At 31.5% G+C, this 14,840-nt stretch carries 18 protein-coding genes; 14 read left to right on the top strand and 4 right to left on the bottom strand.

Annotated elements, in window-relative coordinates; genetic code table 11:
• The first annotated feature begins 23 nt into the window (after positions 1-23).
• The 3 genes from BXU01_RS11975 (at position 24) to BXU01_RS11965 (ending at position 1,401) form a co-directional block, all read left to right on the top strand.
• Positions 24-620 carry a Crp/Fnr family transcriptional regulator gene (locus BXU01_RS11975; protein WP_083693427.1) on the top strand — a complete coding sequence of 199 codons (597 nt, stop codon included), beginning with the start codon at positions 24-26 and terminating at the stop codon, positions 618-620.
• Positions 621-700: 80 nt separating this feature from the next.
• Entirely contained in the window at positions 701-988 is a 288-nt protein-coding gene (locus BXU01_RS11970) for a hypothetical protein (RefSeq protein ID WP_083693426.1), read from the top strand.
• The gene (locus BXU01_RS11965; RefSeq protein WP_083693425.1) at positions 985-1,401 is read left to right on the top strand and encodes a group III truncated hemoglobin; all 417 of its coding nucleotides are present in this window, start codon (positions 985-987) and stop codon (positions 1,399-1,401) included. The genes BXU01_RS11970 and BXU01_RS11965 overlap by 4 nt, the downstream gene beginning before the upstream one ends.
• 54 nt (positions 1,402-1,455) lie before the next feature.
• On the opposite strand, the gene BXU01_RS11960 is transcribed toward BXU01_RS11965, so the two are convergent.
• A complete protein-coding gene (locus tag BXU01_RS11960; RefSeq protein WP_083693424.1) occupies positions 1,456-2,106 on the bottom strand; it encodes a 4'-phosphopantetheinyl transferase superfamily protein in 651 nt (216 codons plus the stop codon).
• A gap of 318 nt (positions 2,107-2,424) precedes the next feature.
• Between BXU01_RS11960 and ahcY the strand changes: the two genes are divergently transcribed.
• The 3 genes from ahcY (at position 2,425) to BXU01_RS11945 (ending at position 5,295) form a co-directional block, all read left to right on the top strand.
• Positions 2,425-3,741 (top strand): adenosylhomocysteinase, encoded by a 1,317-nt coding sequence (ahcY, locus tag BXU01_RS11955; RefSeq protein ID WP_056245149.1) that lies wholly within the window; start codon positions 2,425-2,427, stop codon positions 3,739-3,741.
• A gap of 180 nt (positions 3,742-3,921) precedes the next feature.
• Positions 3,922-4,206: a hypothetical protein gene (locus tag BXU01_RS11950; RefSeq protein ID WP_083693423.1), complete on the top strand. Its 285-nt coding sequence runs from the start codon at positions 3,922-3,924 to the stop codon at positions 4,204-4,206.
• Positions 4,207-4,215: 9 nt separating this feature from the next.
• Positions 4,216-5,295 carry a WG repeat-containing protein gene (locus BXU01_RS11945; RefSeq protein WP_083693422.1) on the top strand — a complete coding sequence of 360 codons (1,080 nt, stop codon included), beginning with the start codon at positions 4,216-4,218 and terminating at the stop codon, positions 5,293-5,295.
• A gap of 198 nt (positions 5,296-5,493) precedes the next feature.
• On the opposite strand, the gene BXU01_RS11940 is transcribed toward BXU01_RS11945, so the two are convergent.
• Complete coding sequence (locus BXU01_RS11940) at positions 5,494-6,567, bottom strand: hypothetical protein (protein WP_083693421.1); 1,074 nt, start codon at positions 6,565-6,567, stop codon at positions 5,494-5,496.
• 128 nt (positions 6,568-6,695) lie between these two features.
• Between BXU01_RS11940 and BXU01_RS11935 the strand changes: the two genes are divergently transcribed.
• The 6 genes from BXU01_RS11935 to BXU01_RS11910 all read left to right on the top strand — a co-directional run bounded on the left by BXU01_RS11935 (position 6,696) and on the right by BXU01_RS11910 (position 10,643).
• Positions 6,696-7,028: a multidrug efflux SMR transporter gene (locus BXU01_RS11935; protein WP_083693420.1), complete on the top strand. Its 333-nt coding sequence runs from the start codon at positions 6,696-6,698 to the stop codon at positions 7,026-7,028.
• Positions 7,029-7,306: 278 nt separating this feature from the next.
• Positions 7,307-8,152, top strand: a complete 846-nt coding sequence (locus BXU01_RS11930) for a methylated-DNA--[protein]-cysteine S-methyltransferase (protein WP_083693419.1) — start codon at positions 7,307-7,309, stop codon at positions 8,150-8,152.
• A gap of 73 nt (positions 8,153-8,225) precedes the next feature.
• Entirely contained in the window at positions 8,226-8,948 is a 723-nt protein-coding gene (locus BXU01_RS11925; RefSeq protein WP_083693418.1) for an alpha/beta fold hydrolase, read from the top strand.
• A gap of 2 nt (positions 8,949-8,950) precedes the next feature.
• Positions 8,951-9,664: a 2OG-Fe(II) oxygenase gene (locus BXU01_RS11920; RefSeq protein WP_083693417.1), complete on the top strand. Its 714-nt coding sequence runs from the start codon at positions 8,951-8,953 to the stop codon at positions 9,662-9,664.
• 138 nt (positions 9,665-9,802) lie between these two features.
• The gene (locus BXU01_RS11915; protein WP_083693416.1) at positions 9,803-10,048 is read left to right on the top strand and encodes an Ada metal-binding domain-containing protein; all 246 of its coding nucleotides are present in this window, start codon (positions 9,803-9,805) and stop codon (positions 10,046-10,048) included.
• Positions 10,035-10,643 (top strand): alpha-ketoglutarate-dependent dioxygenase AlkB, encoded by a 609-nt coding sequence (locus BXU01_RS11910; RefSeq protein WP_083693415.1) that lies wholly within the window; start codon positions 10,035-10,037, stop codon positions 10,641-10,643. The genes BXU01_RS11915 and BXU01_RS11910 overlap by 14 nt, the downstream gene beginning before the upstream one ends.
• A gap of 26 nt (positions 10,644-10,669) precedes the next feature.
• On the opposite strand, the gene BXU01_RS11905 is transcribed toward BXU01_RS11910, so the two are convergent.
• Positions 10,670-10,990 carry an MmcQ/YjbR family DNA-binding protein gene (locus tag BXU01_RS11905; RefSeq protein WP_083693414.1) on the bottom strand — a complete coding sequence of 107 codons (321 nt, stop codon included), beginning with the start codon at positions 10,988-10,990 and terminating at the stop codon, positions 10,670-10,672.
• Between the two features lie 78 nt (positions 10,991-11,068).
• Positions 11,069-11,824, bottom strand: coding sequence for an NUDIX domain-containing protein (locus BXU01_RS11900; RefSeq protein ID WP_083693413.1), 756 nt, complete (start codon positions 11,822-11,824; stop codon positions 11,069-11,071).
• Positions 11,825-12,134: 310 nt separating this feature from the next.
• Between BXU01_RS11900 and BXU01_RS11895 the strand changes: the two genes are divergently transcribed.
• Positions 12,135-12,392 carry a hypothetical protein gene (locus BXU01_RS11895; RefSeq protein ID WP_083693412.1) on the top strand — a complete coding sequence of 86 codons (258 nt, stop codon included), beginning with the start codon at positions 12,135-12,137 and terminating at the stop codon, positions 12,390-12,392.
• A gap of 408 nt (positions 12,393-12,800) precedes the next feature.
• A complete protein-coding gene (locus BXU01_RS11890; RefSeq protein WP_083693411.1) occupies positions 12,801-14,822 on the top strand; it encodes a DUF3857 domain-containing protein in 2,022 nt (673 codons plus the stop codon).
• Positions 14,823-14,840: the final 18 nt, after the last annotated feature.

Genomic DNA, 14,840 nt, shown 5'->3' with positions numbered 1-14,840 from the left:
TGTGATATAGCTAAAACAGAATTATGATTACAGTTGATTTGCTGCAAAAATATGGTGCTCTGAAAAAATCTTTCGACAAAAATGAAATTATTTTCGAAGAAGGAAATTTACCGGCACATTACTACCAAATTATTTCCGGTGAAGTAAAAATGAGTAATTATAATGATGATGGCCGCGAATTCATTCAGGGTATCTTCTATAAAGGTCAATCTTTTGGAGAGCCGCCTTTATTTCTAAATCAAAATTATCCTGCTAATGCAATTGCTGTCGATGACTCTGAAATTCTTTTACTGGCTAAAAATAATTTTATGAAATTACTGGAAGAAAATCCAGCTGTCAGTATTAAAATAATCGAGAATTTAGCGCAGCGATTGTATTACAAATCAGTTATGGCGGCAGAGATGTCTACGCAAGAACCGGAACATCGCGTTTTGAAATTAATGGATCACGGAATTGCTTATTTTAATTTTAAGAAAGATGACAACGGATACCTCATTAATTTTACAAGACAACAAATTGGAGATTTAACCGGTTTACGTGTAGAAACAGTTATCAGAACGATAAAAGCTTTAGAAAAAAAGGGCATTTTGAAGATTATAAACAGAAAAGTATACCGATAAAAAAGTTCTTGTTTTATGATTTTAATCATAAAATAGAGCTCTAAAGTGCTTGTACCTTTGTTATTCTAAAAACAAATATTATGACACTTTATCAAACAACATTCGAAAATTTCAATAAAAATTATATGGGTTCTGCAGCAATGGCTGTAATTGGTCAAAGCTGTTTAGGCGGCGCAGCTGCAATGTATATTCTTTCTCACGGAACCTCTATTGCACAAATGATTCAGTTAGCAATTATTGTTCTGGCTTGTGTTTTTGCCAACACTTCTATCCTTGCACAAATGAAACATAAAGTGGTTTTTAACCTTATTATTTTAAGCGCTTTATTAAGTATTTTATTTATATTTCTGAACAGTTTTATATTATGAGAAAACAAATAGAAAACAGAGCTGATATTACTTTTTTAGTTCATCAGTTTTATGCTAAAATAAGAGCCGATGAAGAGATCGGCTTTTATTTTAATACGATGATTAAAGATTGGGACACCCATCTGGAAAAGCTGACTGATTTTTGGGAAACTAATTTGTTTGCGGTAAAAAAATACAAAGGCAATCCGCATGTTGTGCACAATGAAGTTGATGCGCATTTTAAAAATATTATAACAGCCGAAGTATTTGGAATATGGCTCAATCATTGGTTTCAAACCATAGATGAACATTTTGAAGGTGAAAATGCCGATACCATAAAACGTCGCGCCAGAAAAATGAGTACTTTTTTATTTATGAGCATGTTTGAGCATCGTAAAAAAATGAGTGAAGTTTCTTTAGAAAATTTAAATTAAACTCATTTTTTTGTCCTTGTACTGAAAACTGCCACCGAAAACTGAGACTAAAAACTACTTCTCAAAAGCATAAACCAAAGTAAAGTCCTGCCCTGAAGTACTTGATTTGATTTCCTGATAATGAACATCAAAATCTTTAACCAGGTTATCAAAATGCAGACTTGCTTCGGTTTGATTTTTGTTAAGAGAAAAATTTCCAACTTTTATATGGTCTTTAAAACTGATCCCTTTTTCGTTTCTTATCTTAAATATAGCTTCTTTCGCCCCCCAAATAATAGTAAGCTTTTTTATGTATTCTTCTAAAAAATCCGGGTTTAAATAATCGAATTCACCATCGACAAATTTATCAGCGATACGAAGGATTTTTTCGCGCTGTAATTCCATATCGATACCTACTGTTTCATGGCTTACAATTATTGCTGCAAAATTGTGCGAATGTGTAATTGAAATATAATTATGACAATCAAAATAAGGTTTTCCAAATTCGTCATAATGCAAATCATTATCTGTAAAACCCATTTCCTGAATCAACATACGTACACTCAAAAAAGCACACTGATGCATTTGTGACTTCATCCCGTTAAGTCGAAGCTGTGTTTTTTCTTTTAAAACTACCTTACTCAATAACTCTTCAAAAGGTTCTGTTATTTCCCAGATTAAAAGTTTAGTCGTTTCGTTGCATTGTATGGTTTGAAATAAAGGCATGCTTTTTTAATTCTGAATTATAAATGGTTAATTATAAATTATTCGTTACTTTTAAAATCTTAATGTTTATCAAATGTCTGATCTTTTAGCCCTGATGGAAGCGGCATCCTTTTTCTTGCTTCTTTAGCAAGGAAAAGATATAGCGAACTGCAGGAAACAGCTCCTGGTTCTCATAATCATCTTATCTCAGGTAAATTATTTAGCTAAAGTTCAAAAGATTAAGAAATTAAACATTTCACAAATCTTACAGAAGATAGTAAAAATTCTAAAGTTATTACGTAAATTTGCAAAAATTTTACAATTACAAATATACTATAAATGAGTACTACAACTACGCCTTTTGTGGCTTTCAAAGTAAAAGACATCTCTCTAGCGGCTTGGGGAAGAAAAGAAATTGAATTAGCTGAAGCTGAAATGCCAGGTTTAATGGCGCTTCGTGCTGAATATAAAGACGAACAACCTCTTGCAGGTGCTCGTATCGCCGGATGTTTACACATGACTATCCAAACTGCAGTTTTGATCGAAACTTTAATCGCTCTTGGTGCAGAAGTTACTTGGTCTTCTTGTAACATTTTCTCTACTCAGGATCAGGCGGCTGCTGCTATTGCGGCTGCTGGAATTCAGGTTTATGCCTGGAAAGGTCTTGATGAGCAATCATTTGACTGGTGTATTGAGCAAACTTTATTCTTTGGTGAAGACAGAAAACCATTGAACATGATTCTTGATGACGGTGGAGATTTAACTAACATGGTTATTGATCGTTTCCCAGAATTGGTTCCTGGAATCAAAGGATTGTCTGAAGAAACTACAACTGGAGTTCACAGACTTTACGAAAGAGTAAAAGCCGGAACTTTACCAATGCCTGCAATCAACATTAATGACTCTGTTACTAAATCTAAATTTGATAACAAATACGGTTGTAAAGAATCTGCTGTAGATGCTGTACGTCGTGCAACTGACTTAATGTTAGCTGGAAAAAGAGTTATCGTTTGTGGATACGGTGATGTTGGAAAAGGAACTGCTGCTTCTTTCAGAGGTGCAGGATCTATTGTAACTGTTACTGAAATTGACCCAATTTGTGCTTTACAAGCTGCAATGGACGGTTATGAAGTTAAAAAATTAAACACTGTAATTGCTAATGCTGATATCATCATTACAACTACAGGAAATAAAGATATCGTTCTTGGAGAGCACTTCGAGCAAATGAAAGACAAAACTGTTGTTTGTAACATTGGTCACTTTGATAACGAAATTGATATGGCTTGGTTGAACAAAAACCACGGTGCATCTAAAATCGAAATCAAACCTCAAGTTGACAAATATACTATCGCTGGAAAAGATATCATCATTCTTGCTGAAGGTCGTTTAGTAAACCTTGGTTGTGCTACAGGTCACCCAAGTTTTGTAATGAGTAACTCATTTACAAACCAAACTTTGGCACAAATCGAATTATGGAAAAACAGCGCTGCTTACAACAATGACGTTTATATGTTACCAAAACATTTAGATGAAAAAGTTGCTGCTTTGCACTTAGCTAAATTAGGCGTTGAATTGGAAACTTTACGTGACGATCAGGCTGCTTATATTGGTGTTCCGGTTGAAGGTCCTTTCAAACCAGAGTACTACAGATACTAGTAAAATTTAGATTTCTGTCCCGAACTTCGGGATAGATTATCTTATTTAATACCTATTTAACCCCTATAAGTTTTTAAAAACTTATAGGGGTTCTTTTTTTGATTTGAGATATAATTCCAGATTACATTTAATATATTTGAAAGAAAATTCACTTTATCCCTAAATCCACAACAATAAAACATGATTGAAAAAGTTTTATGTGAACAACATGGTTCAAAAGACATGTCTTTTGCGTGTATTCATATTGCGATGTCAATAGACTTAAAACAAAAGGTTGGCTTTTTTTATTCAGAAGCCGAAGAAGATCTTCCGCAAATTGCCTGGTGTGGAGAATGCGAACAATGGCTTCTTGACAATGGCGAAGAATGGACTGATGTTTTTCAAACCAACGCTGACTTTAAAATATTATGTGCTGATTGTTTTGATGAAGCCAAAAACAATGAAGTTGAAATTCATATTCGATAAATAAATCTCATGAAAAAAAGTATCCTTCTTTATACACTGTTTTTTACAACCTCTTTTTTATTTGCACAAAATAAAGATACCTGGATTTCATTTTGGGACAAAGACACCACGCATATAGGTTTTAAAGACAAAAGCGGTAAAGTAAAAATAGAACCCAAATTTATGGGACTAACTTCTGCCAATAAATTTGATGATATTATCGTAGTTTCTGAAGAAGTAAATGAAAGCTGGAAAAGTTACTATCTAACTAAATCCGGCAAAATAACAGGCCGCGATAGCTTGTACGTTTTTGATAATGGACCAGATTGCGAGAACGAAGGTTTTATTCGTTTTAAAGATTATAAAACAGACAAAATGGGATTGTTTAACGGTGATGGAAAAATTGTAATTCCTACCGAATACAGTGATCTTACACGAGTAAGAAACGGAATGATTATCGCATTAAAAGGCGCTGTTAAAATAATGGATCCAGGCGGAGACGGACATTTTTATTGGTCAGGTGGAAAAGAATATCTTCTTGATACCAATAATAAAATCCTAATCGAAAATTTTGGATATAACGACGAACTCAATTTTTATTCTCTACAAAAATCAAAAGAGCCAAGTAAAGATGCAATAAGAGAAAATTTTCTGGGTGTTGACGGACAATATTATTCGTTTATAAATTTTGACAAAGAATTTAAATTCTGGCTAAAAAACAATATACTTACTGATCTCTCAAAAGATAATTTATTGAGATTTTCTTATGATAAAATTACATATTGGAAAGAACCAAATGGCTGGATAAGTGAATCGAAAACTACATTCATCAATAAAAATTATAAACTTATAAAAGCCAAGTTAGCAGAACTCAATACTAAAAATTGCGACTATCATATTTTTTCTGAAAGTTTAAATCAATTTATCTACGAAGGAAAAGAATTTGAAGAATACTTTAATAATTGCAATCAGCCTAAAGACTGGAAATATCCTGTAAAAAATATTGTAATTTCTAATAAAAACGAAAAACAAGATCATTTTGAGTTTCTAAGAACTGAAAATGGATATGTGTTAATCAGTGTCTCAGTAGGGAAAGACAATCTAAAATAATTTATAGTCTTTTAACAAAAAAACCACTTCGTACGAAGTGGTTTTTGTTTTATTTATAAAATAACTTTAGATCAAAAAATGCAATTTTAATTAGCATTATTTAAATTGTGGTTAAATCGCTCATACTTTTTAGTTTAGTATTCAAATGTATAAAAAATATACATAAAACAATATTAATTAACATTTATTTCAAATGAATCACTCGTTTCTTTCTACACCATTAAAAATTGATTTAATGTCAATTCCATCAAGCTCAGAATCCTTAATTGCTTCAATATAAAGACCTCTATCTCTTAAAAAAGCTTCTTTTAAATTATTCTCTACTTCCTTACGCAAATTTAATATGTAACTTTCATCATTAATACTATTATTAATCAAGTCTCTTAGTTCTCTATTAAAATTACAAGCCATATTATAAAAAGGAATAGCCAAATTATTGTTTTTACTTATTAATTCTTTTAAAATTGAATTTGATGATTCAAATTGTTTTAAAAATTTACTTCTGATAAAAGCTTCATTTATCTTTAAAGAAATATCATCATTATTTAAATTAAATGCCCATGAATAAGCAGCAGCAGAATTTGAATATTCTTTCATTTGATATAATATTTTAGCTAAACGTTTTGCTAAATAAATATTATCAACCTTAATTCCATTTTTTGAAACGTATTTTAATATCTGAGATTTTTTCTCCTCACTAATAAATTTACTATCATCCTCTATCAAATCTGTAATTTTCATATCACTAGGATCTAAATTAAGATTAGATAATAAGGTCAAAATTGTATTATCACTATCAACTAAGTCTTTAAAAAATACCGTAATTGTAAGTATATAAATTAATACAAAACCAATTATTATAAATTCAATTATTATTACAGCAACCAAAACATTAATTGATAAATCAGTATTTATGAGTTTTGAAATAATTAAAACTGTTTGTTTGAAAAAAGTAAAAATGTTTTTCAATTCGACTAAAGTGATCCCGACAATGATTTTTGTAAGCCAATCTGAAATTTGCCGTAAAGATGTATTTCTTTCAAATCTATCATTCATATCCGCATCTTTATGATTAGGAATTCCAAACAGAAACCCCAATGCTCCTCCAAAAACAAAGCATGAAATAGAAATTAAGACAATAAGCGAAAACACTTTTAAAAAATCTATTACAGATATAGTATTAAAAGCATAAAGAAATATACACACATAGGAAATAATCACAATTGTTATTGTATTTAAAACATATTTATTTTCGGAAATTTTTACTTTCATATAATTCAATTTATTACGAAAGCAAACATATTATTAAAACAGGAAAAAACCTATAAATAAAACAATAGAAAAAATAAATCTTTAATTTAACTCCAATACAAAGCTTAACTTTGTAAAAAACGTGAAATATGAAAAACTTCTTCTTTCTGGGCATTGCCATTATATTCGAAATCATTGCAACTTCGGCATTAAAAAAATCCGAACAATTTACACAGCTTATCCCAAGTATTATTACAATTATTGGTTATTTTGCTGCTTTTTACTTTTTGAGTTTTGCCATTAGAACCATTCCTGTTGGTATTGCTTATGCAATTTGGTCTGGAGTCGGCATTGTTTTGATTACTTTTATAGGGGCTATTTTCTTTAAACAAATTCCGGATTTACCTGCAATTATTGGCTTAACCTTAATTATGATTGGAGTTGTTGTAATCAATGTTTTTTCTAAAACTACGGCGCATTAATATTATTAAAGAAATGATTTCAATACTAGCCTAGTAAATCTCTCGCAAAGTCGCAGAAACGCAAAGATTTATTTTTAAGGTTTAAGTCAATCTTTGTCGACATGCTTTGTGCCCTTCGACTTCGCTAAGGGTGACAATATTGCGAAAAAACTTTGCGACTTCGCGACTTTGCGAGCAAAAACATGGCGCACTTTGCGGTTAAGAAAAAAAACACCGCAAGTTTCGGATTTTATAGCCAAAGAATCCTGTCGATATTTGTATTATAAAATTGAAAAAAAATGAACACACAGGAAACCATCAATTATAATCGTATCGCGGATGCCATCGATTATATTAAAGTCAACTTTAAGGAACAGCCTAACTTAGATGAGGTTGCTGAAAAAGTACATTTAAGTCCGTTTCACTTTCAACGTTTATTTACAGAATGGGCAGGGACAAGTCCGAAGAAATTCTTGCAATATATAAGTGTTGAACACGCCAAAAAAATTCTAAAAGAAAGTAATCAGGTCACTTTATCTGATGCAGCTTTTGATACCGGATTGTCAGGAACAAGCCGTCTGCATGATTTGTTTGTAAACATTGAGGGAATGACTCCTGCGGAATATAAAAATGGCGGTAAAAATTTAGACATTAATTTTAGTTTCGCCGAAAGTCCGTTTGGGAATATTATCGTTGCTTCTACATCAAAAGGAGTTTGTTTTATGGCTTTCGCCGAAGATGAAGAAACTGGATTTGAGGATTTAAAAAACAAATTTCCAAATGCAACATTCTCACGAAAACTAGATTTAGCACAGCAAAATGCACTTTTTATTTTCCAGAATGACTGGAGTAAATTGCCTGAAATAAAACTGCATTTAAAAGGAACCGATTTTCAATTGAAAGTTTGGGAAACGTTGCTCAAAATTCCAATGGGACAACTTTCTACTTATGGCTCGATTGCGCAAAAAATCGAAAAACCTAATGCTTCACGAGCTGTTGGAACTGCAATTGGCAGTAATCCTGTAGCTTTTTTAATTCCGTGTCATCGCGTAATTCAAGCTTCAGGAACCTTTGGCGGATATATGTGGGGAAACACCCGAAAAACGGCTATTATTGGCTGGGAAGGTGCGCAAATTAGTTTGTAATTGAGCAAGAAACAGATTTTATTTTCCTGAATGCAAAGGTAATTTTGTCTCATAAATATTAAATTTAATAGAGATGAAAACATTTATTTTAATTCATGGTTCATGGCATAACGCCTGGAATTGGCATAAAGTTATTCCTGTTTTAGAAAGCAAAGGTCATAAAGCAATTGCAATAGATTTACCCGGAATGGGAAGAGACAAAACACCAATTCAGGAAGTAACATTAAAAACTTCGGTAGAGAAAATTTGCACATTAATTGATAGTTTGGATGAACAGGTAATACTTGTTGGACATAGTAAAAATGGAATTATGATTTCGCAAGTTGCGGAATACCGACCTGAAAAAATAGAGAAATTGATTTACCTCGCTGCCTATTTAATTCCGAATGGCAAAACCCAAAGCGAATATTCTATTCAGGATATTGGTGGTGTTTTAAAACCGTATGTAACCCGATTTCCAGAGTTAAATTCACATACTTTGCAAACAGAAATCTATAAAGAAGGTCTGTATCATGATTGTGAAGATTCTATAACACAAATGGCAAAGCTATTATTGAGTCATGAATCTATAGCGACAGGAATTACACCTTTACAATTATCCGAAGATAAGTATGGCAGCGTTCCTCGCTTTTATATAGAATGTACTGAGGATAAAGCCGTAACACCATTCATTCAAAGAAAAATGTATACTGAAACTATTTGCGAAAAAGTATATCGTATGCCAACCAGCCATTCTCCTTTTTTTAGTAAACCAGAAGAATTATCAAACATATTTTGTGAAATAGCAACACTATAAAGATGCAGAATATACAATCAAAAATTGCTTCTCTTAATTGGGAAAGCATCACTGAATCTATGCACGAAAATGGATTCGCCATTATCCCAGATCTACTCGATAACGAACAATGTGAAGACTTAAAATTCGATTATGACAATCCAAATTTATACCGAAAAACAGTTGTAATGGAACGTTATCGGTTTGGTTTGGGCGAATATAAATATTTTAATTATCCGTTGCCTGATTTGATTCAGACAATTCGAACATCCATTTATCCTAAACTTGCCCCAATTGCAAATGCGTGGATGAAAGTGCTGAATATAAATACCTTTTTTCCTGAAACTCATGAAAAATTATTAGAACAATGTCATGCAAATAATCAATTCAAAGCAACTGTTTTAATTTTAAAATATGGTAAAAGTGGTTTTAATACCTTACATCAGGATTTGTATGGCGATGTTTATTTTCCTATTCAAATTGTGATTTTTCTAAACGAACCTGACGAAGATTTTACCGGCGGTGAATTTGTATTAACGCAGCAAACCCCCAGAGCACAATCGAAAGCGATTGTCCTGAAACCTAAAAAGGGCGATATTTTGATTTTTACGACTAATTTTAGACCCGTAAAAGGTACAAAAGGATATTATCGTGTCAATATGAAACACGGTGTCAGCGAAATTCATTCCGGAGAAAGACATACATTGGGCATTATTTTTCATGATGCGTTAAGTTAAGGTTCAGAGGTTTCAACACACAGCATATCTGTAGAGGCGCACAGCAGTGCGTCTCCGCAATGATTCTCGACATGATTAATTACCTAACGTTAGACGCACGGCTGTGCGTCTCTACGGTAAAAAATATCTATAAAACAAATGATTGAACACAATAAAATTCTCGACCGTGATCTTCGAATTAAAATTAAAAATGCAGAAATTTGCTTTGGTGGAAACCGAAAACTAAAAATCTACGGAACTTTAAAGTGTTCGTCAGGAAAAAGAATGAAACAAGAAAATCGGGTTTTCTTTTTATCTGAAAATGAGGCCATCGAAAATGGTTTCAGACCTTGCGGACATTGCATGAAAAACGAATATCAAAACTGGAAAAATGGACTTATTTAATCCTGAAACTGACGAAACTACGAATTTGCTTCCTAAAGACGGAACTGTCAATTATTACGGAAAATTATTCTCAAGAGAAGATTCCAATCATTATTTGGATGTTCTTTTGAATACTATCGAATGGAAAAATGATGAAGCTATTATCTTTGGAAAATTAATTGTTACAAAACGAAAAGTAGCCTGGTACGGAGATTCAGGTTTTGAATATACGTATTCGAATACCACAAAAAAAGCGCTTCCGTGGACAAAGGAATTATTGAAACTAAAAGCCGTTATTGAAGAAAAAACAGGAGAAACATTCAATTCTTGTTTACTAAATTTATATCATTCCGGCGATGAAGGAATGGCTTGGCACAGCGATGCCGAAAAAGATTTAAAGAAAAATGGCGCCATTGGTTCAGTAAGTTTTGGTGCAGAACGCAAGTTTGCTTTTAAGCATAAAGAAACAAAAGAAACTGTTTCTCTAATTTTAGAACATGGGAGTTTATTAGTGATGAAAGATACCACACAAACACATTGGCTGCATCGATTGCCACCAACAAAAACAACATTAAAACCAAGAGTAAATTTGACTTTTAGAACGATTGTTGATTAAACCTAACAGGTTTATCAGTTTGTAGATTATCTTTTTTTTGATGCAACATTGTCATAAGAAAGCTTTAATGCATCTTCGAACATTTCCGCTCTTACTTTAGAAAGTTCAACAATTGTCCAGCCCTGTTTTCCCCATTTATTGGGTATTGGATAAAAAATCATTTCGCCTGACGCACAAAAAACAGATTGATCGATTTCGTTTAATTTCAAAACGGCCCAATTATTCTTTTCATCAAAAGTGGCAAATATTTTTTTGTTGATTCGGAAAGACGTTTTCTCAAAATGTGATTCTTCAGTGGCATTTTCAAACGCTAAAGCTAATTTTCTAAATGTTTCAATATTTACCATTTCGTACTGATTTATTAGACCCGACAGGTTTTTGAAACCTGTCGGGTTTCTGGTGAGTTTACTTAGCTTAGCTATATTTTACCAACCCTGATTCAAACCATTTTTAAGAACCTCATCATATTTATCCTTATCAAAAGTGTATAAATTTGGTGCTTTATGTGCCACATTACTTTTCTTTTCATCCAGTTTTGTCAGGATTCCAATGTTGGTTATTTTTCTAAGAAAATTTCTTCTGTCCAGTTTTTTATCCAAAATTGTTTCATATAATTTCTGAAGTTCCGGAATGGTAAATTTTTCAGGTAATAAATTATATCCAATTGGCATTAAATTCAATTCGATTCTAAGGGTGTTCAGTGCTTTATCCAGAATTTTTTTATGATCTAAAATAAGTTCAGGAACTTCTTTATGGTCAATCCATTCTATAATTTGCTGACTGTTTTCTTTTTGCGGAATGGCTTTTAAAAAATCAACCAGGGCATAATATCCAATAGTTACAAAACGTTGTGTGAACCATTTTCCTTTTTCTTCAGGAATTTCATAATGTTCTAAAACTGCTTTGCCAAAATGTTTATCATTGCGTTTTACTTTTCCAAAGGTCGCAAATTGTCGCAGGAAAATACCATCTATACCTGTACGTTCATTTAAAACCGTTACTGCCGCGGTATCTATATCCTGATCAATAGGAATAAATCCGCCAGGTAAAGACCATTTTTCTTCATAAGGAGTTTTAATCAATAAAACTTTTAACTGATTATCATGAAAACCAAAAATTACACAATCAATCGAGAGTCCCGGTTGGTAATTTTCGTTATCTTCTATTATTCCTTTCGCCATTTCATTTTTCTTAAATCTGTTTCATCTTTAAATGAGATGCAATTTAAGGCATTTTTACAAATGAGAAACATTTTCTGATTATTGAGTTTTTTAACTCTGCAAAAAAAGATGAAATTTCAAAAATATATCAATCACAATTTTCACTTAAAATTAAAATCGAATCAAAAAAATAATTACATTGCGTCATTATAACACATTTAAAAAATAATTTGTTATTATTTTGTTTTATATAAAGAATAATATTACATGATTTGTTGTATTTGTAATTTATTTATTTCAATTAAAAAAGTCGAAAGTTAATGCAGGAGATATGATTACCAATCCGTTAAAAAATTTAAATAAAAAAATCAGAACAAAAATCTGGACTTCGTTCGGTTTTGTTTCGAAGACTTATTTGTTAGAAGCTTCTTTAAAATATAGTGAGGAGCAGGAAAGAATTTTCAACCAGATGATTGTTGAAACTGAGGCAAAAGATAAAAAAACAAAACGTGAAGCTTTCGATAAAGCACTGTTTGCGTCTTATAAAGGAATAGGCGCTATGGATTTTATACATACTGTTTTGAAATAATTTCTAAGACAATTTTATCAGATTAATCAAGATTGATCTGAATTATCCAAAATTACTGGTCTGAAATTTATTGAACCTTGCTGAAAAAGCGAGGTTTTTTTATGCGATCAAAAAATTATCAGTTTTATTTTACATAAAAAACACTTTATACAAATGCCTAAAAGTCAAAACGTAAGTATTAAAAAATCTTTTATTTACACTTAAATTTAAAGTTCAACAGTAATAAAAACAGATATTTTTTTTAATTTGAATTGTCAATGTCAATAAAATGATGCAAATTTATTAAGAAAATTAAACACATTAATTTTTGCACAATCAGTTCGTATTCCTTGAAATTCCAGCCACTCAAGGCTGAACAAAATAAATGAGGATACTTACATTAATAATTTGAAAAAATAAAAAACAACGATGGAAAATCTTATTCAATCAGAGAATTACAAAATTCAAAAGCCGGCAGAATGGGCTGCTAATATTGATGACAATCAACTTATTGATTACATTAAAGAATCAGATTTTGCAAGTAAACAGATAGATGAAGGAAGAGATTATTGCTATTTTTTAGATAAAATTTATTATACAAATGATGAAGAAAATAGTGAATATGCTTGCGTAGCTTATACGCTTAACGAACCCTCTAATCTCGAAAACGCATCAGTAATGGATGTCGTGGTCGAAGAAAACGAAACCTATATCATACATAGAATAAGTGTTTTAAGAGAAGGTGTTTTAATCGATAAAATTGCTGACACAAAAATTAAAGTACTTGATAGCGAAAACCAAAGTGATGGTGGTGTTTTGAGCAGCAATAAAAAAATAAATATTACCATTAAGGATTTACGTCTTTATGATGTTTTAATAATGGAAGATTCGCGAGTAAAAATATTTACTGAACGTGACTTTTTGCGCAAGGAATTTTTAAAATTTGTTTGGGTGAGTCCAAGTACATATTGGGCTTACGGAAGTTATAAATTTACTTTTATCAATGATCGTAAGAAAGCAATCGCCTATAAAAAAACTTTTTTCAGGGATGAAGAAGGAAATGTATTGGCACCGGAGATCAGTTCTTTAGAAAAAGGACAAAAATTTACGATCGAAAGAGAAAATTACATCAATTTTGTTGATACAAATCGTGAGGTTGCTCCTTTTATTGATTTTGCGACTGACAGTAACTGGATCGATTTATCTAATTATATTTCTCCTTTATATGAAGATGTGTACAGTAAGGCTTCTTTACAGGATTTTGCACCAAATCTGGTCGAAAAACTGGATGCCATTACCAACAAAGATGAGCAATTGCAGTTTGCAATAGATTATGTTCAAAATCATGTTTATTATGTTTTTAATGCAGATGAAATGAACGGTCACAAACCTCAGGAACCTTCTGTAACATATCAAAACAAACAAGGAGATTGCAAGGCAAAATCAGTTTTATTAAAAGTGGTCTTAGATTATATTAAGGTAGATTCTTCTGTAGTTTTGGTTAATTTTAATACAGATCATTACCTGAAATATTACTTGCCTTCATTACTTACTTTTAATCATGTAATTGTAAAAATTGATTATAAAGGTGAAACTTATTTTATCGATGCTACAAGTCGTGATGAATTTGGATTGATTGAAAATCGTGGATTCATTTATTTCATGCATTATTTAGAAGTTAAACCAAATCAGGATTTACAGTTAAAAAAACCACATAGATTTCCATACTACGGTATAAATGAAAAGGCTGATTTTAATGTGGAGAATAACATTGGAAAACTCTCTTTAACGACTACTTACAAAGGAAATCGTGCAAATTATATGCGTAAGTATTTTAAAAATACAAATAAAAGAGAAATCATAGACAGCTGGAATAATTTCTTTTTTTATACGCTGAATTACAATAATGACCGAAACGGAACTGATGTCAGAAACATATTCAAAGAGGCAACAATTGAAGCTTTAAGCGATGACAAACAATTGAACGAATACACTATTCAGTATAAAGCGACTGTTGAAGATCCTTATTTTGCAGACTCGCAAAAGAATCGTTTCCTGATGTATTTTGATCGAAATGTAATTAAAAATAATGCAAGGGATTTTCTGCACACAGATATCGCCTTCTGGCATAATTTTGACAACGAAAAATATGAAATCAATCTTTATACGGATCAAAGAATTGATGTAGAAGAAAAATTTACTACTCAGGAAAGCACCATAAAAAACCCGTATTTTGATTATACGAGCCGTAAAAAAGTTACAAAAAATGGCGCAACAATCAATATTGATTACACTCCATTGGTAAATTTAGAAATTCCGGCTGCAGATTTTGAAGAATTCAGAAATGCACATCACGAGGTTGCAGATAGCAATTTTGGACTTGGAATTGATATTATTGAGCAAGGTTTTATGAATTTGATGAAATTTAATTTCAAAAAACTGGTAAAGTAATGATAATAAAAAAGGCTT

The sequence above is a fragment of the [Flexibacter] sp. ATCC 35103 genome, assembly GCF_001975985.1.
In the GTDB taxonomy this organism is placed as follows: Bacteria; Bacteroidota; Bacteroidia; order Flavobacteriales; family Flavobacteriaceae; genus Flavobacterium.
The sequence above is the reverse complement of the archived record's forward strand: the minus strand, read 5'-3'. Positions and strand labels throughout refer to the sequence as shown.